20 protein-coding genes and 1 tRNA gene are annotated in these 24,623 nt (G+C 71.8%); 3 read left to right on the top strand and 18 right to left on the bottom strand.

Annotation, left to right across the window (positions count from 1 at the left end):
- Positions 1 to 48 precede the first annotated feature (48 nt).
- From Q7A36_RS29010 to Q7A36_RS28995, 4 genes are read right to left on the bottom strand one after another with little or no spacing between them, the layout of a single operon-like run.
- Positions 49 to 1,239, bottom strand: a complete 1,191-nt coding sequence (locus Q7A36_RS29010) for a formate dehydrogenase subunit gamma (protein ID WP_305107272.1) — start codon at positions 1,237 to 1,239, stop codon at positions 49 to 51.
- Positions 1,236 to 1,832 carry a formate dehydrogenase FDH3 subunit beta gene (gene fdh3B / locus Q7A36_RS29005; RefSeq protein WP_305107271.1) on the bottom strand — a complete coding sequence of 199 codons (597 nt, stop codon included), beginning with the start codon at positions 1,830 to 1,832 and terminating at the stop codon, positions 1,236 to 1,238. Before fdh3B ends, Q7A36_RS29010 begins: the two co-directional genes overlap by 4 nt.
- Positions 1,833 to 1,834: 2 nt before the next feature.
- On the bottom strand, positions 1,835 to 4,798 hold the full coding sequence (locus Q7A36_RS29000) for a formate dehydrogenase subunit alpha (RefSeq protein WP_305107270.1): 2,964 nt from the start codon (positions 4,796 to 4,798) through the stop codon (positions 1,835 to 1,837).
- A gap of 12 nt (positions 4,799 to 4,810) precedes the next feature.
- A complete protein-coding gene (locus tag Q7A36_RS28995) occupies positions 4,811 to 5,002 on the bottom strand; it encodes a hypothetical protein (protein ID WP_305107269.1) in 192 nt (63 codons plus the stop codon).
- A 173-nt stretch (positions 5,003 to 5,175) separates the two neighbouring features.
- Here Q7A36_RS28995 and Q7A36_RS28990 point away from each other — a divergent pair, with 173 nt between their 5' ends.
- Positions 5,176 to 5,445, top strand: coding sequence for a hypothetical protein (locus Q7A36_RS28990; protein WP_305107268.1), 270 nt, complete (start codon positions 5,176 to 5,178; stop codon positions 5,443 to 5,445).
- A 202-nt stretch (positions 5,446 to 5,647) separates the two neighbouring features.
- On the top strand, positions 5,648 to 5,869 hold the full coding sequence (locus Q7A36_RS28985; protein WP_305107267.1) for a hypothetical protein: 222 nt from the start codon (positions 5,648 to 5,650) through the stop codon (positions 5,867 to 5,869).
- Between the two features lie 72 nt (positions 5,870 to 5,941).
- Here Q7A36_RS28985 and Q7A36_RS28980 read toward each other — a convergent pair whose 3' ends face one another.
- The 8 genes from Q7A36_RS28980 to Q7A36_RS28945 form a co-directional block, all read right to left on the bottom strand.
- A complete protein-coding gene (locus tag Q7A36_RS28980; protein ID WP_305107266.1) occupies positions 5,942 to 6,724 on the bottom strand; it encodes a DUF3750 domain-containing protein in 783 nt (260 codons plus the stop codon).
- 113 nt (positions 6,725 to 6,837) lie between these two features.
- The gene (locus tag Q7A36_RS28975) at positions 6,838 to 8,526 is read right to left on the bottom strand and encodes a methyl-accepting chemotaxis protein (RefSeq protein ID WP_305107265.1); all 1,689 of its coding nucleotides are present in this window, start codon (positions 8,524 to 8,526) and stop codon (positions 6,838 to 6,840) included.
- 405 nt (positions 8,527 to 8,931) lie between these two features.
- Positions 8,932 to 9,007 (bottom strand) — tRNA-Glu (locus Q7A36_RS28970).
- A gap of 36 nt (positions 9,008 to 9,043) precedes the next feature.
- Positions 9,044 to 10,837 (bottom strand): single-stranded-DNA-specific exonuclease RecJ, encoded by a 1,794-nt coding sequence (gene recJ, locus Q7A36_RS28965; RefSeq protein WP_305107264.1) that lies wholly within the window; start codon positions 10,835 to 10,837, stop codon positions 9,044 to 9,046.
- Between the two features lie 25 nt (positions 10,838 to 10,862).
- Positions 10,863 to 11,855, bottom strand: a complete 993-nt coding sequence (gene glpX, locus Q7A36_RS28960) for a class II fructose-bisphosphatase (protein WP_305107263.1) — start codon at positions 11,853 to 11,855, stop codon at positions 10,863 to 10,865.
- A 105-nt stretch (positions 11,856 to 11,960) separates the two neighbouring features.
- The gene (locus Q7A36_RS28955; RefSeq protein ID WP_305107262.1) at positions 11,961 to 13,253 is read right to left on the bottom strand and encodes a homoserine dehydrogenase; all 1,293 of its coding nucleotides are present in this window, start codon (positions 13,251 to 13,253) and stop codon (positions 11,961 to 11,963) included.
- The gene (locus Q7A36_RS28950) at positions 13,250 to 14,470 is read right to left on the bottom strand and encodes an LL-diaminopimelate aminotransferase (protein ID WP_305107261.1); all 1,221 of its coding nucleotides are present in this window, start codon (positions 14,468 to 14,470) and stop codon (positions 13,250 to 13,252) included. The genes Q7A36_RS28955 and Q7A36_RS28950 overlap by 4 nt, the downstream gene beginning before the upstream one ends.
- Before the next feature lie 150 nt (positions 14,471 to 14,620).
- Positions 14,621 to 15,202 carry a hypothetical protein gene (locus Q7A36_RS28945; protein ID WP_305107260.1) on the bottom strand — a complete coding sequence of 194 codons (582 nt, stop codon included), beginning with the start codon at positions 15,200 to 15,202 and terminating at the stop codon, positions 14,621 to 14,623.
- A 233-nt stretch (positions 15,203 to 15,435) separates the two neighbouring features.
- Here Q7A36_RS28945 and Q7A36_RS28940 point away from each other — a divergent pair, with 233 nt between their 5' ends.
- Positions 15,436 to 17,238, top strand: coding sequence for a PHA/PHB synthase family protein (locus Q7A36_RS28940; RefSeq protein ID WP_305107259.1), 1,803 nt, complete (start codon positions 15,436 to 15,438; stop codon positions 17,236 to 17,238).
- A gap of 278 nt (positions 17,239 to 17,516) precedes the next feature.
- Here Q7A36_RS28940 and Q7A36_RS28935 read toward each other — a convergent pair whose 3' ends face one another.
- The 6 genes from Q7A36_RS28935 to oxlT all read right to left on the bottom strand — a co-directional run bounded on the left by Q7A36_RS28935 (position 17,517) and on the right by oxlT (position 24,441).
- Entirely contained in the window at positions 17,517 to 18,155 is a 639-nt protein-coding gene (locus Q7A36_RS28935) for a hypothetical protein (protein WP_305107258.1), read from the bottom strand.
- Complete coding sequence (locus Q7A36_RS28930) at positions 18,155 to 18,718, bottom strand: hypothetical protein (protein WP_305107257.1); 564 nt, start codon at positions 18,716 to 18,718, stop codon at positions 18,155 to 18,157. The genes Q7A36_RS28935 and Q7A36_RS28930 overlap by 1 nt, the downstream gene beginning before the upstream one ends.
- Before the next feature lie 163 nt (positions 18,719 to 18,881).
- Positions 18,882 to 19,859, bottom strand: a complete 978-nt coding sequence (locus Q7A36_RS28925; protein WP_305107256.1) for a 2-dehydropantoate 2-reductase — start codon at positions 19,857 to 19,859, stop codon at positions 18,882 to 18,884.
- A gap of 62 nt (positions 19,860 to 19,921) precedes the next feature.
- Entirely contained in the window at positions 19,922 to 21,124 is a 1,203-nt protein-coding gene (locus Q7A36_RS28920; protein WP_305107255.1) for an ABC transporter substrate-binding protein, read from the bottom strand.
- Positions 21,125 to 21,418: 294 nt separating this feature from the next.
- On the bottom strand, positions 21,419 to 22,936 hold the full coding sequence (locus tag Q7A36_RS28915) for an acyl--CoA ligase (RefSeq protein WP_305107254.1): 1,518 nt from the start codon (positions 22,934 to 22,936) through the stop codon (positions 21,419 to 21,421).
- Positions 22,937 to 23,088: 152 nt separating this feature from the next.
- Complete coding sequence (gene oxlT, locus Q7A36_RS28910; RefSeq protein WP_305107253.1) at positions 23,089 to 24,441, bottom strand: oxalate/formate MFS antiporter; 1,353 nt, start codon at positions 24,439 to 24,441, stop codon at positions 23,089 to 23,091.
- Between the last annotated feature and the right edge of the window lie 182 nt (positions 24,442 to 24,623).

Genomic DNA, 24,623 nt, shown 5'->3' with positions numbered 1-24,623 from the left:
CGCTGCCCGGCCGGATCCGATGCCGGCCGGGCATCGATGTGGGCGCCCTCAGTCCGCCCCGGCCGCCCGTGCCCCGGGCGGCGCGACGGTGCGCCGCGCCTGCTCGACCCGCTCCTCGAGCCAGACGCTGTGGTGCTCGCGGGCGTAGTTCACGTCCACCTCGCCGGTCTGCATGGCCTCGAAGGCGCCTTCGGTGCCGATGGTGCCGATGTAGATATGGCCGAGGATGACGGCGATCATCACCATGGCCAGCGCGGCGTGGACGAAATGCGCGACCTGCTGGTCCGTGATGTTGTCGAGGATGGCCGGCGCCATCAGCAGGTAGCCGGTGATGGCGGCCAGCACGCCGCCGCCGACCTGGAACCAGAACAGCGCCTTCTGCGCGGCATTGAAGCGGCCCGCCGGCGGATGGCCCTTGGCCGCGGGACCGCCCGCCTTCACCCAGGCGACGTCGACCCGCGTCGGCCAGTTGTCCCGCGCCCAGAGCGCGGCCATGACCAGGATGCCGAGGATGAAGGGGAAGGACAGGAACTGGTGCGCCGCCTGCCCCCACCAGGTCAGCGCCGTGAAGGCCTCCGCGCCGATGATGGGGCGGAGGACATAAACGCCGAAGGTGATGTTGAGGCCGCTGAGGCCGAGCACGACGAAGCTGGTCGCCACCATCCAGTGATTGAACCGCTCCAGCAGGTTGTAGCGGTGGATCCTCAGCCCGGCGCGCCCGGCCTCGATCGGCGTCGGCCCCTTCCAGAGATAGAGCGCGGCGAGCAGGCCGATGGTGCCAAGGACGATGAGGCCGCCGGCGATGGTCAGCACCGTGGTGCGCCAGCCGCGCCAGTCGCGGCCCTTCGGCTGGATCAGCACGCCGGCCGCCTGGTTCGGGATGCTGACGAGCCCCCGGACCATGCCGAGGCGGCGTGCCTCCTCCAGCTCGACCTCGGCCGCGACCGGCCCGCCGCGGGCGGTGAAGGGCGGCGGCGCGACCTGCGGCTGCACCGGCACCGGCGGGCGCGGCGCGATGCCCTCGGGCGAGGCGCTGCGCGGCTGGCCGGTCGCCGAGGGCCGCTGCGCCGGCTCCGGCGGCTGGGCATTCGGGCCGCCGCGCCCGGCGCCAACCTCGGGCGCGGCGGACTGCACGTCCGGCGAGGCGGCGGAGACGCCGGGCGCCTGCTGCGGCTGCGCCAGCGCGCCGCCGGCGAGCAGCAGGACGAGGCCGAAGGCGGCGAGGCGACGCGCGGTCATACCGTCAGCTCCTGCTTGTAGGCGGTGCGCCAGCCCCAGGCGCCGGAGCCGAAGCCGCGCATCTGCACGCGCTCGCGGTAGATGTCGGCGATGATGTCGCCATCGCCGGCGAGCAGCGCCTTGGTCGAGCACATCTCGGCGCAGAGCGGCAGTTTGCCCTCGGCGATGCGGTTGCTGCCGTATTGCAGGTACTCGACGGGCGTGCCGTCCTGCTGCGGGCCGCCGGCGCAATAGGTGCACTTGTCCATCTTGCCGCGGCCGCCGAAATTGCCGATGCGCGGGTATTGCGGCGCGCCGAAGGGACAGGCGTAGAAGCAGTAGCCGCAGCCGATGCAGAGGTCCTTGTCGTGCAGCACCAGGCTGTCGGCGGTGCCGTAGAAGCAGCTCACCGGGCAGACCGCGGCGCAGGGCGCATCGGTGCAGTGCATGCAGGCCATGGAGATGCTGCGCTCACCGGGATTGCCGTCGTTCAGAGTCACCACCCGGCGGCGGTTGATGCCCCAGGGCACCTCGTGCTCGTTCTTGCAGGCGGTGACGCAGGCATTGCACTCGATGCAGCGGTCGCTGTCGCAGAGGAACTTGAGTCGTGCCATGATCATGCGCTCCGGATCTGGCACAGCGTGACCTTGGTCTCCTGCATGAAGGTGACCGGGTCGTAGCCATAGGTGGTAACGGTGTTCGCGCTCTCGCCCAGCACGATGGGGTCGGCGCCGGGCGGGTAGTATTTCCGCCGGTCCTCGCCCTGCCACCAGCCGCCGAAATGATAGGGCATGAAGGCGACGCCCTTGCCGATGCGCGGGGTGACCATCGCCTTCACCTTGATCCGCGCGCTGTTCTCCGGCCCCAGCACCCAGACCCAGGCGCCGTTGCGGATGCCGCGATCGGCCGCATCGGCGGGGTTGATCTCGATGAACATCTCCTGCTGCAGCTCGGCCAGCCAGCGGTTGGAGCGCGTCTCCTCGCCGCCGCCCTCGTATTCCACCAGCCGGCCGCTGGTCAGCACGATCGGGAAGTCGCGCGCCACGCTGTGCGAGCGCATCTGCACGGAGAGGCCGAGATGCGGCACGCGGAAGCCGCGGCGGTCGCGCAGCGTCGGATAGGTGCCGGGCGGCGACGGCGCATTGGGGTCGGAGGCCATGACCGCCGCCTGGTCGATGCTCGGGATCAGGTCGGTCCGCGGGGTGTAGATCGGCTCGCGGTGCATCGGCACCGCATCCGGCAGGTTCCAGGCGACCGCGCGCGCCTTGGCATTGCCGTAGGGCACGCAGCCATGCTCCATGGCGACCCGGATGATCCCGGCCGAGAGGTCGGTCGACCAGGAGACGCGGTCGATGTTCTCGCCGCCGACGCGCGCGATCGACTCCTTCTCATGCGCCGTCAGCTCGTCGAACCAGCCGAGGCGCTTGAGGACGGCGACGGTGAACTCGGGATAGCCGTCCTGGATCTCCGAGCCCTTGGACCAGCTCCCCTCCGCCAGCAGCGTCTGGCCATTGCGCTCGACGCCGAAGCGGGCGCGGAAGGTGCCGCCGCCCTCCTTCACGTGCAGGGCGGTGTTGTAGAGGATATGGGTGCCGGGATGCTTCATCTCCGGCGTGCCCCAGCAGGGCCAGGGCAGGCCATAGACCTCGCCCGCCACCGGCGTGCCCTCGGCGCCGCGCAGCGTGGTGATGTCGAAATGCTGCTGGTTGGCCATGTGCAGCCGGAGGCGTTCCGGGGACTGGCCGGTATAGCCCAGCGCCCAGGTGCCGCGGTTGATCTCCCGCAGGATGTCCTCGACCAGCACCCGGCCGTCCTCGACCTTGATGTTCTTGAAGAGCTGGTCGGCGAAGCCGAGGCGCTTCGCCAGGTCGTACATGACGTCGTAGTCGTTGCGGCTCTCGAAGATCGGGTCCACCACCTTCTCGCCCCATTGCAGCGAGCGGTTGGAGGCGGTGCGGGTGCCCACCGTCTCGAAGCTGGTGCAGATCGGCAGCAGGTAGGTGCCGTTCCTGCGGTTCGAGATCATGGAATAGGTGGTCGGCACCGGGTCGCAGACCACCAGGAGCTCGAGCTGCTCCATCGCCCGCAGCGCTTCCGGCATGCGGGTGACGGTATTGCCGCCATGGCCCATCACGAAGATGGCCTTGCAGTTGCTGGGCTGGTCCACCTGGTCGCGCGGCAGCACGACGCTGTCGAACCAGCGGGTGCTCGGGATGCCCGGCATCTCCATCAGCTTCTTGCTGGCGAAGCGGGAGACCATCCAGTCGTAGTCCACCTGCCAGACGCGGCACCAGTGCCGCCAGGCGGCCTCGTCCAGCCCGTAATAGGCGGGCAGGGTCGAGATATCGAGGCCCATGTCCGTCGCGCCCTGGACGTTGGTATGGCCGCGGAAGATGTTGCAGCCCGTCCCGGCGGAGCCGACATTGCCGGTCGCCATGCAGAGGATGGAGAAGGCGCGCACGTTGGCGGTGCCGACGGTCTTCTGCGTCGCGCCCATGCACCAGATCAGCGTCGCCGGCTTCTGGGTGGCGAAGATCTGCGCCATGCGCTTGAGCTGCGCCTCCGGCACGCCGGTCACCCGCTCCACCTCCTGCGGGTTCCACTTCGTCACCTCGCGCCGGATCTCGTCCATGCCGTAGACGCGCTGGGCGATGAACTCCTTGTCCTCCCAGCCATTCTCGAAGATGTGCCAGAGCATGCCCCAGATGATCGGGATGTCGGTGCCCGGGCGGATGCGGACATAGTCGGTCGCATGCGCCGCCGTGCGGGTGAAGCGCGGATCGACGACGAAGAAGTTGGTCCGGTTCAGCTCTCGCCCGGCCAGGATGTGCTGGGTGGCGATGGGGTGGGATTCGGCGGGGTTGCCGCCCATGACGATGACGGTCTTGGCGTTGCGGATGTCGTTGTAGCTGTTGGTCTGCGCGCCGTAGCCGAAGGTATTGGCGACGCCCGCGACCGTGGTGCTGTGGCAGATGCGCGCCTGGTGGTCGGTGTTGTTGGTGCCCCAGAAGGCGCCGAACTTGCGGAAGAGATAGGCGGCCTCGTTGGTGAACTTCGCCGAGCCCAGCCAGAACACAGCCTCGGGCGTCGACCTCTCCCGGATCTCGAGCAGCTTGGCGGAGATCTCCGTCAGCGCCTGGTCCCAGGAGAGGCGCTGCCACTCCCCGTTCACCAGCTTCATCGGGTATTTCAGCCGGCGGTCGCCATGCGTCAGCTCGCGCACGGAGGCGCCCTTGGCGCAATGCGTGCCGCGGTTGATGGGCGATTCGAAGGCCGGCTCCTGCCCGGTCCAGACGCCGTTCTGCACCTCGGCAATCACGCTGCAGCCGACCGAGCAATGGGTGCAGACATTCTTGATGCGGGTGATCGGCACGGCGGCGTCCTGCACCACCGTCGAGGGCGGCTGCGCCTGCGCCCCCGCCAGGCGCGGCCCAAGCGTGCCCAGCGCCGCCAGCCCGGCGCCGCCGAGGCCCGCCTGCCGCAGGAAGCCGCGGCGATCGGTCCCGCCGGCCGAGAGACCCTCATAGGCCGCGGCCAGCCGCGCGCGGCCGGCCCGTCCCTCGCTCCGCCTGATCAGCATGCCAGCGCCCCCTCAGTACCGGTTGGTGCGGTAATAGGCGCGGACATGGTCGGTCTCGCGGTAGCGGGGCTTGCGCTTCTCGGCCTCCGTCTCCTTCCTCGGCGGCAGGCCGCCGGTGCTGCCATCCGCCTCGAAGGCCGCGGCCGGCGCCGCCACCGCGGCCAGGCCGAGCCCGCCCAGGAAGCGCCGGCGCGCCGGCCTCATCTCGTCCCGATCCTGCGGCATCGCCAAGCCTTTCCCACCCAAGTCCGGGACGCAACGCAGGAACGGCAGCGGGGATGCGTCCGGTGGCGAATGGTTCCCGGGCGTGATGCGGGGCAACTGCCGCGGCCGGCGGGGCGTTGGCCGCGCGTCCCCGCAGCAAAGGATCACAGGCCATGGCGGCGCTCGCCCGAACCATGCTGGCGCTCGCGCTGGCGCTGCCCTGCATCGCGCAGGCGCAGGGGACCGGCCCGATGCAGGGCACCACCCAGCCGCAGCCGCAGCCCACGCCGCCCGGCGGCCCGCCGGTGCCGCGGGCGGAGGAGATCGGCAATGGCCGGCCGCGGCAGGACCCGGGCGGCGGCCAGACCGATACCTCGCCCGGGACGACGAGCAGCCTGCCCCTGCCGCCGGCCGGACAGGCGGACCCGGTGCCGAAGAAGTAGCCGTCCCGCCGGCCTCGGGCGGCGCGGCCATCGGCGGATCGGCGGCGCGTGCCGCCCGGGGCAGCCTGATCCGGCATCCGGCACACCCCGCCTCGGCGCCTCTCGGCGGCCTGGCCGGGCCGGACGCAAGAGGTTGTTTGACCCGAATCGAAGAGCCACCATAGGTTGTGTCTGGCGGAAACACCTCGCGCCGGAGGCCAAGATGGCGACCATGCATCCCGACGACTTCCTGCCCCGCCCCAGGCCGGCCCCGCCGCGCCCGGGCCGCGCGCCCGAGGCAGCGCGGCAGGTCCTCGATGCCCTCGCGGCGCTGTCCGAACGGGCGGAGGCCGCCGGACTCGACGCCACCGCGGCGAGGCTGCGCGCCATCGGCAAGCTGGCCTGCGCGGAGGTGGTGGCGGTCAGGCTGGCAGGCCTCGTCTGAGCGGCCGGTCCGGAGCGGGCCGATGGCCGGAGCGCCGCGGGCCTGAACCGGCCCGCCCGACATGCAAGGGGATCAGGCGGGTGCCTGGCCGGTGTCGGGGCCGGTATCGGGCACGCTCGGCAGTCCCAGCCGTCCCAGGCCGGGCAGCTTCAGCGCCGGCCGCCGGAGGTCGATGCCGGCGACGGCGCCGAGGATGTTCACCTCGATCCCCTCGACCCAGGCCAGCGTGATGCCGGCATAGCCGCCGAGCGAGAGGCGGATGCCGGTGCCCGAGGCGGTCCGGCGCAGCCAGCGGCCGTCATAGGGGAAGTCCTTGCCGATGGCGGTCGGCGGCAGCACCGCGCCGGCCTCCGGCACGGCATCGAGCACGGCGGCGACGAAGGTGTTCGAGTTCGGCCCCGGCCAGGCCCGGTAGTCGCCGCGGTTGCGCCAGGCATAGCCGGCGATGGCGGCCTGCATGCGCGGGATCATCGCCGCCGCCGCCTCGCCATCCGCGGCGAAGACCAGTTCCGGCTCGCGCCCGAACCAGCGGCCGTCCGGCGCGAAGCCGTTCACGCGGACCGGCTCGCCCCAGGCGGTGTAGTCGTAGCGGGTATAGGCGGCGCCGCCCGCGGGCTTGAGGACGATCCAGCAATGCACGGCCAGGATGCCGCGCCAGCGCACCGTCGGCGCGGCGAAGACCCGCACCAGCGCGGCGGGATTGTCCCAGGCCGGCGGCAGGCGGCCGATGCTGGAGCGGTCGGCGCTCCACCAGTCCGCGCCGATGCCGGTGCGCTGGTAGAGCAGGACCGAGATGCCGAGGGGAAGCAGGTAGAGCAGCCCGAAGAGGGCCAGCGAGGATTTCGTGACGAGCATGGATGCGGGAGATGTTTGGTCGGCGGCGCGGCGCCGCAACCCCGGCCGAAAGGGCCAGGGCGCGCCGGCCGGCCGGACCGCGCGGCCCGGCCCCGCCTCGGCCGATCCGCCGCTCAGGCGGCCCGCACCTCCTGCAGGAAGCTGCCGACCTCGGCATCGAGGGTCCTGGTCTGCCGGGAGAGCTCGTCCGAGGCGCTGGCGACCTCGCCGGCCGCGGCGCTGGCTTCGGTGGCGGCGCGGCTCACCGCCCCGATCGCCCCCGTGACGCTCTGCGTCCCCGCCGCCGCCTGCTGCACGTTCCGCGCGATCTCCGCGGTCGCCGACCCCTGTTCCTCGACCGCCGCCGCGATCGCCGCCGCGATCTCGCTCACCTCGCCGATCCGCACGCCGATCGCCTGGATGGCGTCCACCGCATCGCCGGTCGCCGACTGCATCGAGCCCACCTGCGCCGCGATCTCCTCGGTCGCCTTGGCCGTCTGCTCCGCGAGCGTCTTCACCTCGGAGGCCACCACCGCGAAGCCCTTGCCCGCCTCGCCGGCGCGGGCCGCCTCGATCGTCGCGTTCAGCGCCAGCAGGTTGGTCTGCTCCGCGATGGTCGTGATCAGCCGCATCACCTCGCCGATCCGCTGCGCGCCCTCCGCCAGGCCGCGCACGACCTCATCGGTGCGGCGTGCCTCGCTGACCGCCTGGCCGGCGACCTTGGAGGACTGCGCCACCTGCCGGCTGATCTCCGCGATGGAGGCCGACAGTTCCTCGGCCGCCGCTGCCACCGTCTGCACATTGGCGCTCGTCTGGTCGGCGGCGGCGGTCACCGCCTCGGCCCGCTCCAGGGTGCCCTCGGCGGAGCCGGACATGGTGCGCGCGGTGCCCTGGAGCCTTGCGACGGCGGTCGCGAGCACCTCGACGGTGCTGCGCACCTTGCCCTCGAAGCCGCGCATCAGCACCGCCAGGCGGTCCGCCCGCGCGGCCTTCGCCGAGCGCTCCGCTTCCTGTTCCGCCGCCAGGGCGTCGGCCTGCTTCAGGCCGGTGCGGCACTCGTCGATGGCGCGCGCCAGTTCGCCGATCTCGTCCAGGCGCACCGTGCAGGGCAGGTCGAAGGCGTAGTCCTGGCGGGCGAGCTGGCGGGTGGCGCCGGCCAGCCGGACGACGCGGGAGACGACGTTGCTGTTCAGCCAGTGTGCCGAGGCGAAGGCCATGACGGCCGCGAAGAGCGTGACGCCGCCGATGACCCAGAGCGCCCGGGCATAGGTCTGGTGGGCATGCCCCGCGGCCGACCCGCCCATGCGCGAGTTGAACTCCATCAGCGGACGGATCGCGGCGATCAGTCGGTTGTAGATCGGGTAGGTCTCGAGCCCATAGACCTTCGCGGCGCCGTCGCCGTCCCCGGCCCTGAGCAGGCCGGTCACCTTGTCGGCGCTGGCCCGGTACTCCGCCAGGTCGCGCTTCACCGTATCCGCGAGCCGCTGTTCCTCGCCCGCCGTGATCAGCGGCAGGTAGCGCCGCCAGTTCTCCTCCATGATCGAGAGGGTGTTGGCTTGCGTGCGCATGGCAAGCTCGCGGACCTCCTGGTTGGGCGCGAGCAGTTCCTGACCCTGGTGCGCCCGATGGCGCGCGACGCTCATGCCGAACTGGCCCAGCGCATCGATCGATGGCATCCAGTTCGCCGCAATCTCGGTCGTTGCATCGTCCAGGATCGAGATTTGCTGGCTGGCGATGGCCCCCATGCCGGCCATCACCAGAAAGAGCGCGCCGAAGGCGCAGCGCAGCTTGGCGCCGACGGAGAGTTTCTGCAACGATAGCACGGCGTGGATCCTGTACGATGCCGGCGCTTCATCCCCGGGGAGCATCCCCGTTGATGCGCCCTGGTTCGGAAACCAAAGCCGCTGGCCTTTACCGGATTGTTTCCCGCGATCCGCGCAAGCACGCCCCGCGCCCATCCTCATATGAAAATGCGGTCGCCCCCGGCCCCCCGCATTGGCATGCAGCAGATGAGGGCCTGTCGGCCCCTGAAGGTCAGCCGGCGGCGACGAGGAGGACGGAGATCGACGGCAGCCGCCTGTCGAGGTACCTGCGGCAGGCCGCGTCGGAGCAATCGGCCAATGTTGGGCGGCCGCATGGCGAGGTGCCATTGGGCCCTGCAGAGCCCGGCAGCAGGCTGCAGGACGCCGGTCGCCTTGCGCTCCTGACGTCCCAAGGACAGGCGGTGCTGGCGTCCCCAACGGGATTCGAACCCGTGTTACCAACGTGAAAGGCTGGTGTCCTAGGCCTCTAGACGATGGGGACCGCGCGGCGGGGGAGTAGTGGGCAGGGCCGCCGCGGTCAATAGCCGGGCGGCACGGGCGCGGCATCGACCAGGTGCAGGCAGGCGCTCACCTCGTCGTTCCAGCGTTCCGCCCGCAACTGGCCGCAGAGATGCACCGGCTCCCGCGTCCGGCTCAGCAGCAGCTCGGCCAGAGGGCCCTCCTTGGCGCGGAAGCAGATCGCCTTCAGCCGCCCGCCCGATTCGCCCTCGATGAAGGCGCGGATAGTATTGCCCTCCTTGCCCACGCGGTCCGCCCGCACCACGCGGGCGCGCGGCACGGCGAAGACCGGCTCCTCGTTGCCGGCGCCGAAGGGCGAGAGCCGCGCCACCTGCTGCGCCAGCGCCGGCGTCGCGGCCGGGACCATCACCGTCCCCTCCACCACCAGGTCGGCCGCGCCCGGCAACTCGCCCGCGCGCGACAGCCGCTCGTCGAGGAAGGCGTGCAGCTCCGGCAACCGCTCGATCTTCAGGCTGAAGCCGGCCGCCATGGCATGGCCGCCGCCGGTCTCCAGCAGCCCGGCCTGGCGCGCCGCGATGACAGCCCCGCCGAGGTCGAGGCCGGGCACCGAGCGGCCGGAGCCCTTGGCCAGCCCATCCGCCACGCCGGCGACGCAGGCCGGGCGGTTGAAGCGCTCCTTCACCCGGCCGGCGACGATGCCGACCACGCCGGGATGCCAGCCCTGGCCGCTCACCAGCAGCACCGGATGGCCGGCGGCATGCTGCGCCTCGGCCTCGGCGAAGGCGGCGCCCAGCACCTCGGCCTCCACCTCCTGCCGCCGGCGGTTCACCGCGTCCAGCCGCTCGGCCATGGCCCGCGCCTCGACCGGATCGTCGCAGAGCAGCAGCCGCAGGCCGAGATCCGGCTCGTCGATCCGCCCGGCGGCATTGATCCGCGGCCCCAGCACGAAGCCCAGCGAATGCGCCGTCGGCAGGTCGCGCACCTGGCCGATCTCGAGCAGCGCGGCGAGGCCGGCATGGCCGCGCCTGCCCATCACCTTCAGCCCCTGCGCGACCAGCGCGCGGTTCACCCCCGTCAGCGGCATGACATCGCAGACGGTGGCCAGCGCGACGAAGTCGAGCAGCTCCATCAGCGGCGGCTCCGGCCGGCGCTGGAACAGCCCCTCCCGCCGCAGCACCCGGTGCAGCGCGACGCAGGCGAGGAAGGCGACGGCGGCGGCGCAGAGATGCCGGAGGCCGGAGCCGCAATCGAGCCGGTTCGGGTTGACCACCGCGGCGACGCGCGGCACCGGCCCTTCCGACTTGTGGTGGTCGAGCACCACGACATCGGCCTGGCCGCGCGCCGCCTCCAGCGCCTCATGCGCCGCGACGCCGCAATCGACGCAGACGATCAGCGTCGCGCCGCGCTCGCAGAGGGCGCGGATGGCCGCCGGGTTCGGGCCATAGCCCTCGTTCAGCCGGTGCGGGACGTAGTGGCTGACCTCGCAGCCGAGCAGGCGCAGCGCGCGCACCATCAGCGCGCCGGAACAGGCGCCGTCCACGTCGTAGTCGCCGAAGACGGCGACCGTCTCCCCTTCCCGCACCGCGCTCGCCAGCCGCGCCGCCGCGGCCTCCATGTCGAGCAGCACGGAAGGGTCGGGCAGCAGGGCGCGCAGGGTCGGCTCGAGGAAGTCGGTCACCGCCTCCAGCCCCACGCCGCGCGCGGCCAGCAGCCGCCCGACCAGCTCGGGCAGGTCCGCCCGCTGCGCGATGGCGAGGCCGAGCCGCGCATCGCCCTCCCGCCGCACCCAGCGCCGGCCGGTGACGCTGCGCGCGACCCCGAGCACGGCCTCCGGCAGCGCGCTGCCGTCCATCAGCGCCGCCCCGCCCGGTGCCGGCTCAGGCGACGAAGGCCGCGGGCTTGCGGGCGAAGTTGTGGTGCCCCTCGACGTAGCGGACGGTGCCGGACTTGCTGCGCATGATGATGGAATGCGTCACCGCCCCGGTCGCCGAGCGCTTGACGCCGTGCAGCATCGGGCCGCCGGTCACGCCGGTCGCCGCGAACATGACGTTGCCGCGCGCCATCTCGTAGATGCCGTAGATGCGCTTCGGGTCGGTCACGCCCATCTCGCGGGCGCGGGCGACCTGCTCCTCGTTCTCGAACTGCAGGCGGCCCTGCATCTGGCCGCCGATGCAGCGCAGCGCCGCCGCCGCCAGCACGCCCTCCGGCGCGCCGCCCGAGCCCATGTAGATATCGACGCCCGTGCCGGGCTGGGAGACCGCGATCACGCCCGCCACGTCGCCGTCGCCGAGCAGCATGATGCGCGCCCCGGCCTTGCGGCAGGCCTTGATCATCTCGGCATGCCGGTCGCGGTCGAGCGTGCAGACCATCAGGTCGCCGATGGAGCATTTCTTGGCCCGCGCCAGCTCGCGCAGGTTCTCCTCCGGCTTCGCGTCGAGATGCACGACGCCCTCCGGCAGGCCGGGGCCGACCGCGATCTTGTCCATGTAGATGTCGGGGGCGTGCAGGAAGCCACCGCGCTCGGCCAGCGCGACCGTGGCGATGGCATTCGGCCCGCCCTTGGCGGTGATGGAGGTGCCCTCGAGCGGATCGACGGCGATGTCCACCTCCGGCCCGCCCAGGCCGATCTTCTCGCCGATGTAGAGCATCGGCGCCTCGTCCATCTCGCCCTCGCCGATCACCACGGTGCCGCTGATCGCCACCGTGTCGAAGGCCTTGCGCATGGCGTCCACCGCGGCGCCGTCGGCGGCGTTCTTGTCGCCGCGGCCGATCCAGCGGGAGGCGGCGAGCGCCGCGGCCTCCGTCACCCGGACCAATTCGAGCGCCAGGTTGCGGTCGACCAGCAGGGTCGACGCGTCGTAGTCCGCCATGTGGGCCTCCGTGATCTTGGGCGGAGACTACACGCAGCCGGGCCGCGCCGGAAGCGGCCGGCGCGGCCCGGGATCAGGGCAGCGGGACCGGCGACCGGCGGCGGGTCAGAGCGGCTCGATCCGGATCAGCGCCGGCTTCTCCAGCACGGAGTCGAGCGCCGCGAGCCGGGCCAGGGCGGCGCGCATCGAGGCCTCCTCGCAGTCATGCGTGGTCAGCACCACCGGCACCGCCTCGCCCGGCGCCCTGCCGCGCTGCAGCATGGCCTCGAGGCTGATGACATGGTCGCGCAGGATGCCGGTGACATCGGCGATCACGCCGGGACGGTCGAGGACCATCAGGCGGAGGTAGTAGGCGCCGACATGCCGTTCCATCGGCAGGGCGGGCGCGCCGTCCAGCAGCCCCGCGGCGGCGCCCCAGACCGGGGTGACCCGGCCGCGCGCGAGGTCGATCAGGTCGGCGACCACGGCGCTCGCCGTCGGCCCCGCCCCGGCCCCACGGCCCTCCAGCACCACCCGGCCGACGAAGTCGCCCTCCGCCACCACGGCGTTGAAGACCCCGTCCACCCGGGCGATCGGCGCGGCGACCGGCACCATGCAGGGATGCACCCGGGTGGCGATGCCGGCCGCGGTGCGCTCGGCGATGCCGAGCAGCTTGATGCGGTAGCCGAGCTCCCCGGCGAGCGCGATGTCGAGCGCGCTGACCTCGCGGATGCCCTCGACATGCACAGCGGCGAAATCCACCGGCCGGCCGAAGGCGAGCGCGGCCAGGATCGCCAGCTTGTGCGCGGCATCGATCCCGTCGATGTCGAAGGAGGGATCCGCTTCCGCGTAGCCGAGCTTCTGCGCCTCCGCCAGCACCTCGGCGAATTCCCGCTTGTGCTCGCGCATCACGGTCAGGATGTAGTTGCAGGTGCCGTTCAGGATGCCGGCGACGCGGCGGATGCGGTTCGCCGCCAGCCCCTCGCGCAGCGCCTTGATCGCCGGGATGCCGCCGGCGACGGCGGCCTCGAAGGCGAGCGGCACGTTGCGTGCCTCCGCCAGTTCGGCGATCGCCGCGCCGTGCACCGCGAGCAGCGCCTTGTTGGCGGTGACCACCGGCTTGCCGGCGGCGAGCGCGGCCTCGACCAGCGCCCGCGCCGGGCCGTCGCTGCCGCCGATCAGCTCGACCACCACATCCGTTCCGGGATCGGCGGCCAGCGCCACCGGGTCGTCGTACCAGCGCAGCGCCGAGAGCGGCACGCCGCGGTCCCGCAAGCGGTCGCGGGCCGAGACGGCGCCGACCACCACCGGCCGCCCCGCACGCGCCGCGACGATCTCGGCATTCTCCGAGAGCAGCTTCAGGACGCCGGCGCCGACCGTGCCCAGGCCGGCGACCGCGATCGAAAGTGGCTTGCTCATGCGGAGACTACTTCCTTCTCGGCCTCGGCCGGGCCGAGGTTGTCGCCCTGCAGGAAGGCGCGGATGCCGCGCAGCGCCTGGCGCATGCGGTGGCTGTTCTCGACGAGCGCGATGCGGACATGGCCGTCGCCATGCTCGCCGAAGCCGAGGCCGGGCGCGACCGCGACCTTGGCGCGGGCAAGCAGGAGCTTCGAGAATTCGACGCTGCCGAGGTGGCGGAACTTCTCCGGGATCGGCGCCCAGATGAACATCGACCCCTCCGGCGAGGGCACGTCCCAGCCCGCCTGGCGCAGGCCCTTCACCAGCAGGTCGCGGCGCTCCTTGTAGAGCACCCGCATGGCGGCGACCGAATCCTGCGGCCCGTTCAGCGCCGCCGCGGCGGCGACCTGGATCGGCGTGAAGGCGCCGTAGTCGAGGTAGCTCTTCACCCGCGCCAGCGCCGCGATCAGCCGCGGGTTGCCGGCGGCGAAGCCCATGCGCCAGCCCGGCATGTTGTAGGTCTTGGACATCGAGGTGAACTCGACCGTGATGTCCTTCGCCCCCTCGACCTCCAGCACCGACGGCGGCGGCACGTCGCCGAAATAGAGCTCGGCATAGGCGAGGTCGGAGAGGATGAAGAGCTCGTGCTTGCGGCAGAGCGCGACCAGCTCGCGGTAGAACTCGATCGAGGCGAGATGGGCCGTCGGGTTCGAGGGGAAGTTGACGATCACCGCGGTCGGCTTCGGCACGGAATGCCGCACCGCCCGGTCGATCGCCGCCAGCATCTCGTCATCCGGCGTGCAGGGCAGGCTGCGCGCCGTCGCGCCGGCGATGATGAAGCCGAACTGGTGGATCGGGTAGGAGGGGTTCGGCACCAGGATGGTGTCGCCGGGCGAGGAGATGGCCTGCGCCAGGTTGGCGAGCCCTTCCTTCGAGCCGAGGGTGGCGACCACTTCCGTCTCGGGATCGAGCTTCACGCCGAAGCGGCGGGCATAGTAGCCGCAGAGCGCCTTGCGCAGGCCGGGGATGCCCTTCGACATGGAATAGCGGTGGGTGCGCGGGTCCTGCACCGCCTCGACCAGCTTGGCCACGATATGCGGTGGCGTCGGGCTGTCGGGATTGCCCATGCCGAGGTCCACGATGTCCTCTGCCGCGGCCCGCGCCTTCGCCTTCGCCGCATTCACCTCGGCGAAGACATAGGGGGGCAGGCGGCGGATACGATGGAATTCCTCGGTCATGACCTGGGTCCGTGTGCATTTGGCCCACGCCCTGGCCCGGGACCCGGCGAAGCCATGCTTCGCGGGCGCGGGCGGCGCGGCCCGCCCCTATAGGGCCGATTGCGCTGCGGTGTCAGCGATTCAGCGCATGGCCTGCGAAAAACCTGCGGCTCAGAGGCGAGGGCGGTCCGGGGCGCCGAGCAGGTCGGGCGGCGGCGGGGCCGGCGCCTCGGCCGGCATCTCCGGCAGGGCGGGCGCGGGCGCCGCGCCGGGCCGCGGCGGCGCGCCCTGGCCGGGCTCGGCGCGGGGCGCGGCCGTGGGCTGCCCGGCCGGCGCCTCGGTCAAGGGGATCCGCGGCGCGGCCGCCAGCGACGCGCGCGGCGGCGGCGCGGCGGGCATCACCTGGTCGCGGGGCGCGCCGCCCACCGCGGCGCCGGGCGCCGGGATGCTGCGGAGGAGCAACGGCTCGCGCGATCGCGTGCGGTCCTCGGCGAGTGCGGCGGAGATGGCGTTGCGCAGCTCCGGCGGCGGCCTCTCCGGCCGCGGCGGGATGCTGGCGAGGTTGGGCGAGGGCAGGTCCATGCCCGGCGGCGCCGGCCGCCGCGCGTCGTCATTGCCGGAGATGCGGTTGTAGATGGCGACCGGGTTCACCTCCTCCGGCACCGAGCAGCCGGCGAGCGCGCAGAGCAGCGCCGCCGCGGCCCACGGTCCGCGCCCTGCCCTGCCCCCGCCACGACCCGGCCATGCCCGCATGCCCGACCCTCTCACCCGCTCGCACCCCGACCCTGGGGACGGCATCCCTCCGGCCTCCATACCACCGGACCGTACCGCGGCGTTTCCGCCCAGCGGCGATATGCTCTAGAGCAAAATCGCCCAACCGGAAATGCGTCCCCGGCAAGATGCCGCGACACGCGCTTACACGTCGTCACGGGACCATCACTGGAACCGGTCTGGAGCGGACAGGCGGGAGCGCGGTAGGATAGGCCATGGACCAGGAAAAGACGCCCGAACACCCGCAGTTCCGCCTGCCCGACCCGGCGCTGGTGACCCGCACCATGTCGGAGGTGGCGGAGCGCGGCCAGCGGATCGTCACGGATTTCCTCCGCCGCCAGGCCGAGAGCGAGGCGGTGCCCGACCCGCTCAACATCGGCGGCGCCTTCCTCGAGATGACGACGCGGCTGATGGCCAATCCGGCCCGGCTGATGCAGGCCCAGCTCGGCTTCTGGCAGGACTACCTGACGCTCTGGCAGAACACCGCGCGGCGGATGCTGGGCGACGTGCCGGCACCGGTGATCGCCGAGGACCCGCGCGACCGCCGCTTCAAGGACGAGGCCTGGCGGGAGAACGAGGTCTTCGACTTCATCAAGCAGAGCTACCTGCTCTCCGCCCGCTTCTTCCAGACCGTGGTCAGCGACGTGGACGGGCTGGACCCGAAGGCGGCGCAGAAGGTCGACTTCTACACGCGGCAATTCGTCGATGCGATGAGCCCGTCCAACTTCCTGCTGACGAACCCGGAGGTGCTGCGCCGCACCGCGGAGACGGGCGGGGAGAACCTGCTGAAGGGCCTCTCGCACCTGCTGGCGGATCTCGAGCGCGGCAAGGGGCGCCTGCGCATCCGCATGACCGACGACAGCAAGTTCAGGGTCGGCGAGAACATCGCGGTCACGCCCGGCAAGGTCGTCCACCAGAACGACCTGATGCAGCTCATCCAGTACAGCCCGACCACCGCGACGGTGCTGAAGCGGCCGCTGCTGATCCTGCCGCCCTGGATCAACAAGTTCTACATCCTCGACCTCAGGCCACGGAACAGCTTCATCCGCTGGGCGGTGGACCAGGGCCACACGGTCTTCGTGGTCTCGTGGGTCAATCCGGACGAGCAGCTCGCCCAGAAGGGCTTCGACGACTACATGCAGGAGGGCATCTACGACGCCCTCTCGGCGATCGAGAAGGCGACGGGCGAGCGGGAGATTAATGCCATCGGCTACTGCCTCGGCGGCACGCTGCTGGCGACGACGCTCGCGCATATGGCGGCGAAGCGCGACACCCGCATCAAGTCGGCGACCTACTTCGTCACCATGACGGATTTCGAGGAGGCGGGCGAGCTCGGCGTCTTCATCGACGAGGAGCAGCTCCACTGCCTCGAGGAGCAGATGCAGAAGCGCGGCTATCTCGAGGGCCGCGAGATGGCGACGACCTTCAACATGCTCCGCGCCAACGACCTGATCTGGTCCTTCGTGGTGAACAACTACCTGCTTGGGCAGGAGCCCTTCCCCTTCGACCTGCTCTACTGGAACGACGACAGCACCCGCATGCCGGCGCGGATGCACAGCTTCTACCTGCGGCGGATGTACCAGCAGAACGACCTGATCAAGCCCGGCGCCATCGAGCTGCTGGGCCAGAAGATCGACCTGCGGAAGATCAAGGTGCCCTCCTACCTGATCTCGACGCGGGAGGACCATATCGCGCCCTGGAAGAGCACCTACCGCGCGACGCAGATCTATCGCGGGCCGGTGCGCTTCGTGCTGGCGGCGAGCGGCCACATCGCCGGCGTGGTGAACCCGCCCGATTCCGGCAAGTACAGCCACTGGGTGAACGAACAGCTCCCGCCCGATCCGGAGGCCTGGTTCGAGGGCGCGACCGAGCTCGCGGGGTCCTGGTGGCCGGACTGGCACCGCTGGGTCACGGCGCTCGAGAAGTCGCAGGTGCCGGCACGCCTGCCCGGCTACGGCAAGCTCAAGCCCATCGAGGACGCGCCGGGGAGCTACGTGAAGGTCATGGCGACGGACTGAGCGCCGCCGCCTTGCATGGTGGGCGAGCCGATTCAGACCTCCGGGCCATCCGGGGCACCCCACGAAGCGCCGCTTCGTGGGGACCCCTTCGGCCCTTCGGTCATCGGCGCGCCTTGTATGTTGGGCGAGCCGATTCAGACCTCCGGGCCATCCGGGGCACCCCACGAAGCGCCGCTTCGTGGGGACCCCTTCGGCCCTCCGGTCATCGGCACGCCTTGTATGTTGGGCGGGCCGATTCAGACCTCCGGGCCATCCGGCCCTTCGGGCATCGGCACGCCTCAGTAGCCGATGCTGGTGCCGGCGCCGAAGCCGAAGGTATTGCCGAGCTGGCCGCTGACCTCGCCGGGCGTGCCGCCCGGCCAGCCGCCGGTCGCATCCAGCCGCGCCACCACCTGCGCGATATTGGCGCTAGCGATCGCCCCCTGCGGCAGCGGCCCGAGCTCGCCGAGGCGGGCGACGCTGCGTGCGCCGCCGGGGAGGAACATGGGCGCCGGCAGGGCGGCCGCGGCGCGCGCCTCGTTCCTCGCCCGCAGCGCCGCCGCGGCGGCGAGCAGCGAGCGCACCACCGTCTCGGGCGGCGCGTCCTCCGCGACGCCGAGCGCATCGCGCAACTCGGCGCGCGCCAGCAGCAGGTCCCGCCGCACCGCCTCCGGCACCGGGGCGTAGCGCGGGTCGCGCGGCAGGGCGGCGGTGACGAATTCGAGCTGCGCCGCCGCCTGAGCCGCCTCGGCCGGCCGGCCGGCCAGGCCGCGCGCGCTGTAGGCGAGCGCGGGCGCCATGGCGTCGATCGCGCCGCGGATGGGATCCGCGGTCCCGGGCGTCACGGCCTGCAGCGGGACGGGCATCGGCGGCGGCGCCTGGCGCATCTCCGCGCAGCCGGCCGCGGCCAGCGCCAGCAGCAATGCCCGTCGCCGCATCAGAAGCGCCCGCGCGGCTGGCCGTCCGTCCGCCGCAGCGCATCGGTCGCCGTGACGGCGGCCTGGTTGGTCAGCGGCAGGTCCGGCAGGGAGGCGAGCCGCAGCATCGCGGTCTGGCCGCCCTGCGGGAAGACGGTGGCGGGCAGCGCCGCCGCGGCCGCATCGGGCTGGCCGCTGCGCACGGCGCGCGCTGCGGCGTAGAGCGACTCGATGACGGGCTGCGGCGGGGTCGCGTCCGGGATGCCCAGCGCCGCGCGCCATTCCCGCCGGGCCTGCTCGAACTGCGTCCCGACGGTCGGCGAGATATAGGGGTAGCGCGGATCGGTCGGGATCGCGACCGCGAGGTATTCCATCTGCGCCACCGCCTGGGCCGCGTCGGCCGGCCGGCCCGCGAGCTTGCGCGGCGAGGCGAAGGCGACGGAGGTATTCGCCACCGCGCTGCGCAGCGGATCGCCCGCGCCGACGACGGCATCGGGCGGCAGGTTGGCGCTCGGCGCCGGCGGCTGGTCGGCGCAGGCGCCGAGCGCGAGCGCCGCGAGCAGCGGCAATAGGGCCTTGGTCATGCGGACATCCCCCGTTCGCGTGCGGACGCGCGATCCATCCGCCAACGCGGTTGGGCGGTCCCGGTCTCCCAGCGGCGCGAGGATGGTCGGTTCGCGCCGAGAACGCAATTCGCCCGGGGATGACCGTTCCGCCATCCGCCCGGCGCCCCGCATCCCCGGCCGCTCAGTAGCAGCCGGCCAGCCTTGCCCGGGTGCGCAGCAGGGCCAGCACCGTCCGGCAGGTCGGGGCCGGGAGGTCCACGATGTCGGCAAGCTCCACCACGCTGCCGAGCAGCGCGTCCACCTCCATCGGCCGGCCGCGCTCGAGGTCCTGCAGCATGCTGGTCTTGTGCGCGCCGACCTCGGCACCGCCGGCGATGCGCTTGTCCACGTCGATGGCGAAGCGCACGCCGAGCTTCTCGGCCACCGCCTGGCCTTCCAGCATCATCTGCCGGCAGACCGACTTCAGCTCCGGATCGCCGGTGATGACGTCGAGCGTCGCGGTGGTCAGCGCCGAGAGCGGGTTGAAGGCCAAGTTGCCCCAGAGCTTGACCCACATCTCGTCGCGGATCCTGGGACGCACCGGCGCCTTGAAGCCGGCCGCGACCAGCGCGGCGGAGAGGGCATTGGCCCGCTCGCTGCGGCTGCCGTCCGGTTCGCCGAGGGTGAAGCGGTCGCCATAGGTATGCTCGATGAGGCCGGGCTCCGGCACCTCGGCCGCGGGATAGACGATGCAGCCGATGGCGCGGGAGGGATGCAGCAGCTCCCACAGGCTGCCGTCGGGATCGACGCTGGCGACGCGGCGGTCCTCGAAGGGCCCGGGCAGCTTGTAGAAATACCACCAGGGGATGCCGTTCACCGCCGAGACGATGGCGGTGCCGTCGTGCAGCAGCGGCTGCATCTGCCGCGCCGCGCCCGGCAGCGAATGCGCCTTCAGCGTGACGACGACGTAGTCCTGCGGCCCCGCCTCCTCGGCGGAGGCGACGCAGCGCGGGCGGACGACGGTCTCCTGGCCCTCGCTGACGAGCCTGAGGCCCTTGGCCTGCATGGCGGCGAGGTGCGGGCCGCGGGCGATGACGGTGACTTCAACATCGCCTTTGGCGGCCAGCTTCGCCGCCATGAGGCCGCCGATCGCGCCGGCGCCGAAGATGCAGATGCGCATGGTGCAGGTGTCTCCGTGCGCGTTTTGGCCCTGGTGCGCGCGGGACGCAAGCACCGCCGCCGTCAGGCGCCCTCGATGACACCGCCGAAGCGCTCCCAGGTGCTGCCCGTCCAGCGGGCGAGCTGCATCTGCCGGATCGGGTGGTAGTTGGTCGGGCTGGTGTTGATGCGGATGCCCGGCAGCAGCACCCCGACCTCCAGGTCGCGGAGGTTCGCCGCCTCGCGCATCAGCCGCTCGCGCGACAGGTCGCGGCCGCATTGCCGCAGCACCTGGGTCATGGTCGCCGCGATGCCGTAGCCGAAGATGTTGCCCGCATCGGTCAGCTCGCCTTCCGGATACCAGCGTCGCATGAAGTCGCGCCAGGCGTTCATGCCGGGATCCTCGGCCCAGGAGGGATCGGTCGGGTCCTTGAGATAGGCCGAGGTGATGACGCCCGTGCCCTTCTCCGCCCCGGCCGGGACCATGACGGCGGCGACCGAGATCGAGACGTTGCTGAGGAAGTGCAGCCGCGGCTGCCAGCCGATGTCGTAGACCTTGCGGATCGCCTGGGCGGCGAATTTCGGCGTGGTCGCGCTGATGAAGACCTCGGCGCCGGTCGCCTGCAGGGACAGCACCTGGCTGTCGATGGTCGGGTCGGTCACCTCGTAGGAGGCGGCGCGGACGACCTGGTCGTAGCGGTCCCCCAGCAGGTCGCGGAGCCCGACGAGATAGTCCTTGCCGAAATCGTCGTTCTGGTAGAGCACCGCGATGCGGGCCTGCGGCGCTTCCTGCCGCACCATCTTCAGGTAGATCTGCGCCTCGGTCCGGTAGCTGGGCTGCCAGCCGATGGTCCAGGGCGTGTCCTGGTAGTTGCCCCACTTGTCCGCGCCGCTGCCGACGAAGAGGTGCGGCACCTTGCGCTGGTTCAGGTAGCGCACGATGGCGCTGTTCGCCGCGGTGCCGATGTTCTGGAAAATGCAGGCGACCTTGTCCTGCTCGACGAGGCGGCGGACCTGCTCGACCGTCTTCGGCGGCGAGTAGCCGTCGTCGTAGCTGAGGAAGGCGATCTTCCGCCCGGCGATGCCGCCCTGGTCGTTGACCATGCGGAAATAGGCCGCCTCGGTGCGGGCGATGGTGCCGTAGGCCGAGGCGGGGCCGCTGTAGGAGGCGGTATTGCCGATGCGGATCTCGGTCTCGGTGATGCCGGTGGTGTCGGCGGCGCGGGCCAGGCGGGGCGCGGCAAGGCCCGTCGCCAGCGCCGCGAGCGCGGCGCGTCTCTCGAACATGGTGACCTCCCCAGGTCGTTTCTTTCACCCCGTTGCGTCGGGGCCGCCCAGTCTGCGCCGGAGGGCGCGGCGAATGCCACAGGGAGGTGTTGTCCGCTGCACCGGGTGCGCCGTCCGCGGCGCGTCGTGCGTCCCGGCGAGGGGCGCAGGGAGATCACGGCCAGCCCTCGCGGGGTGCCCCTGCCGTCTTGCGGCAGGCCGGGGGCCCGCGTCGGGGAGCGCGGCCCTTGCGGCGCAGCCGGGCCGCGCGGGCCGAAGCGCGGCCGACGGGTCGTCCGCCGGCCGCCCCTTCCGTCAGGCGGTGATCCCGAGCTTCTCCGCGAGGCCGATGCGCTGCAGCTTGCCCGTCGCGCCCTTCGGGATCTCCGGCAGGAAGATGACCTTCCGCGGCACCTTGAAGTCGGCGAGGTGCTTCGCCGCGAAGTCGCGCAGTTCGCGCTCGGTCACCGTCATGCCCTCGCGCAGCACCACGGCGGCGCCGACCTCCTCGCCCAGCATCGGATGCGGGATGCTGAAAGTGAGCGCCTGGGCGACCGCCGGATGCTCGGAGAGCACGCCGTCCACCTCGAGCGGGCTCACCTGCTCGCCGCCGCGCTTGATGAGCTCCTTGAGGCGCCCGGTCAGCAGCAGGTAGCCGTCCCGGTCGAACATCCCCTGGTCGCCGGTGCGGAACCAGCCGTTGGTGAAGGCCTTGGCATTCGCCTCCGGATTCGCCTCGTAGCCCTTGGTCACGTTCGGGCCGCGGATGACGACCTCGCCGATCTCGCCCTGCGGCAGGATCTGGCCGTCATCCGACATGATGGCGACCTCCGGCCCCGCCGGCAGGCCGACCAGCCCGGGCTTCTGGGCGCGCGGCGGCAGCGGGTTGCTGCACATCTGGTGGCTGGCCTCGGTCATGCCATAGGCCTCGATCACCGGCGCGTTGAAGGTGGCCGAGAGGTCCTTCATCGCCTGCGCCGGCAGGCTGGCCGAGGAGCTGCGGAGGAAGCGCAGCGGCGCGCGGGCGATGATCTCCCTGTTGCGCTCGGCGCGCTGCAGGATCGCCTGGTGCATGGTCGGCACCGCGGTGTACCAGGAGGGCCGCTCGGCATCGAGCCAGCCGAAGAACTTCAGCGCATTGAAGCCCGGCGTGCAGATCACCGCCGCGCCGGCCGAGAGCGAGGAGAGCGTCGCCGCGATCAGCCCGTGGATGTGAAAGAGCGGCATGACGTTGAGGCAGGCATCCTCCGGCGTCAGCGCCAGGGTGCGGGCGATGCTGGCGGCCGATGCCGTGACATTGGTGTGCGTCAGCGGCACGATCTTCGGCCGCGCCGTGGTGCCGGAGGTGTGCAGCACCAGCGCCACGTCCTCCGCCTCCGCCATGCCGGGCTGCGCCGCCCGGCCGGGGGTCCCGCCCGAGAAGGTGAAGGCGCCCGCCGCCTCGCCCGGGACGAGGTCCACCACCGGCACGCCGAGCCGCGCGGCGACGGCGCGCGCCGGGCTCTCCATGCCCTGCAGGATGACCAGCGCCTTCGCCTTCAGGTCGGTCAGGTAGAACTCGAATTCCTCGTCCTTGTAGGCGGGGTTCAGGGGCGCTGTCGTGGCGCCGCAGGCGATGGCGACGAAGCCAGCGGCCATCTCCGGCCCGTTCGGCAGCACGATGGCGACGCGGTCGCCGCGGCCGATGCCGATGCCGTTCAGCGCCGCGACCGTCCGCTCCGCCAGCGCCCGCAGCCCGGCATAGGTGAGCGACGCGCGCTCCGGCGCGCGGATGGCGGGGCTCTCGGCCGCACCGGTCTCGAGCAGGGCCGGGATGGTGGTGGCAGCGGACATGCGCAGGCGGACTCCTGATACGGGCAGGCCCGGCCGCTCGCGCCGGCCGGGCCCCAGGGGCGGGACGCGGCAGCCGCCGCGCCCCGGTCTCATGGCTGGAGGGGTTCTAGAGCAGATTGCGGGCGGGCGACATCACCCGCCCGGTCATGTCCTCAGCGGACCGATTCGCCGGCGATGACGGCCATGGGCGGGACATGGGCCGGCGCGGTCCCGGCGGCGGCCGGCATGCCGGCCATCCGCCGCCGCATCGGCTTGACCACGAAGAAGGCCAGCACCGCGGCGGTCAGGTCGGCGGCGATGGCGGCGATGAAGACCCCGTCCCAGCTCCCGGTCGCCTGCTGCAGCACCGCCGAGACCGGCACGAGCAGCGCGGCGGTGCCCTTCGCGGTGTAGAGCATGCCGTAATTGGCCGTGGCGAATTTCCGCCCGTAGGTATCGGTGCAGATGGAGGGGAAGAGGCTGTAGATCTCGCCCCAGGCGAAGAAGACGAAGCCCGAGAGCAGCACGAAGAGGAAGGGGTCGTGCGCCCAGTGCATCAGCGCCAGGATGCCGAAGCCCTCGAGCGCGAAGGCGATGAACATGGTGTTCTCGCGGCCGATATGGTCGGAGACCCAGCCGAAGAAGGGCCGGGTCAGGCCGTTCATCACCCGGTCGATCGAGAGCGCGAATTGCAGCGCCGGCAGGGTCAGGCCGAGGATCGAGACCGGCACGCCCGCCACCTGATAATCCTTCGCCATCGGGCCGAGCTGGGCGATCGCCATCAGGCCGCCGGCGCCGACCATGGTGAACATGGCATAAAGCACCCAGAAGAGCGGGGTCTTCAGCACCTCCTTCGGGGCGAAGTCGCGGGTGGTCTGAGCCTGCTGCACCGCCTTCGGCGCCTCCGGCGTCTCGCCCCTCTCCGGCGCGCGCAGCGCGAGGGCGGCGAGCATCACGACGAGGCCCTGGCCGAGGCCGAACCAGAAGAAGGCGGCCTTGTAGCCCTGCTCGGCGATCATGCTGGCGATCGGGATGACGGTGAGCGCCGAGCCGCCGCCGAAGCCGCCCGCGACGATGCCGGCGGCGAGGCCGCGGCGATCGGGGAACCACTTCAGCGCATTGCCGACCGAGGCGGAATAGACCACGCCTGCGCCGATGCCACCCAGCGCGGCGCCGAGATAGAGCAGCGCCAGGCTGTCGGCGATGGAGTTCAGGATCCAGGCGGCGCCGACCAGGAAGCCGCCGAGGCAGACGGCGATGCGCGGGCCGAAGCGGTCGATCAGCCAGCCCTCGACCGGGACCAGCCAGGTCTGCATCAGCACGAAGATGGTGAAGGCGACCTGGATGGCCGGCCGGCCCCAGCCATGCGCCTGGTCCATGGGGGTGACGAAGAGCGTCCAGCCATACTGCAGGTTGGCGATCATCACCATGCAGATGACGCCGAGCGCCAATTGCGCCCAGCGATAACCGTTGCTCACCCGCGCGGCGGCATCGCCGCGCTCTCCCATGCCCAAGGCCAGGCTCATACCCTCACCCTCCATATCGCGCCGCAGCAATACCGGCCCGGAACAGGAGGACAAGAAAAATGTTGCCGATTGTACATAAATAACGACTCTTTACGCCGATTTACAGGCTCTTCTTGAAATAAAATTGCGCTTGACGTCGGGAGAGATGCAGCGCGGCATCACCGATGCGGCACGAAAAAAGG

The sequence above is a fragment of the Paracraurococcus lichenis genome, from assembly GCF_030657435.1.
GTDB lineage: Bacteria > Pseudomonadota > Alphaproteobacteria > Acetobacterales > Acetobacteraceae > Paracraurococcus > Paracraurococcus lichenis.
The sequence above is the reverse complement of the archived record's forward strand: the minus strand, read 5'-3'. Positions and strand labels throughout refer to the sequence as shown.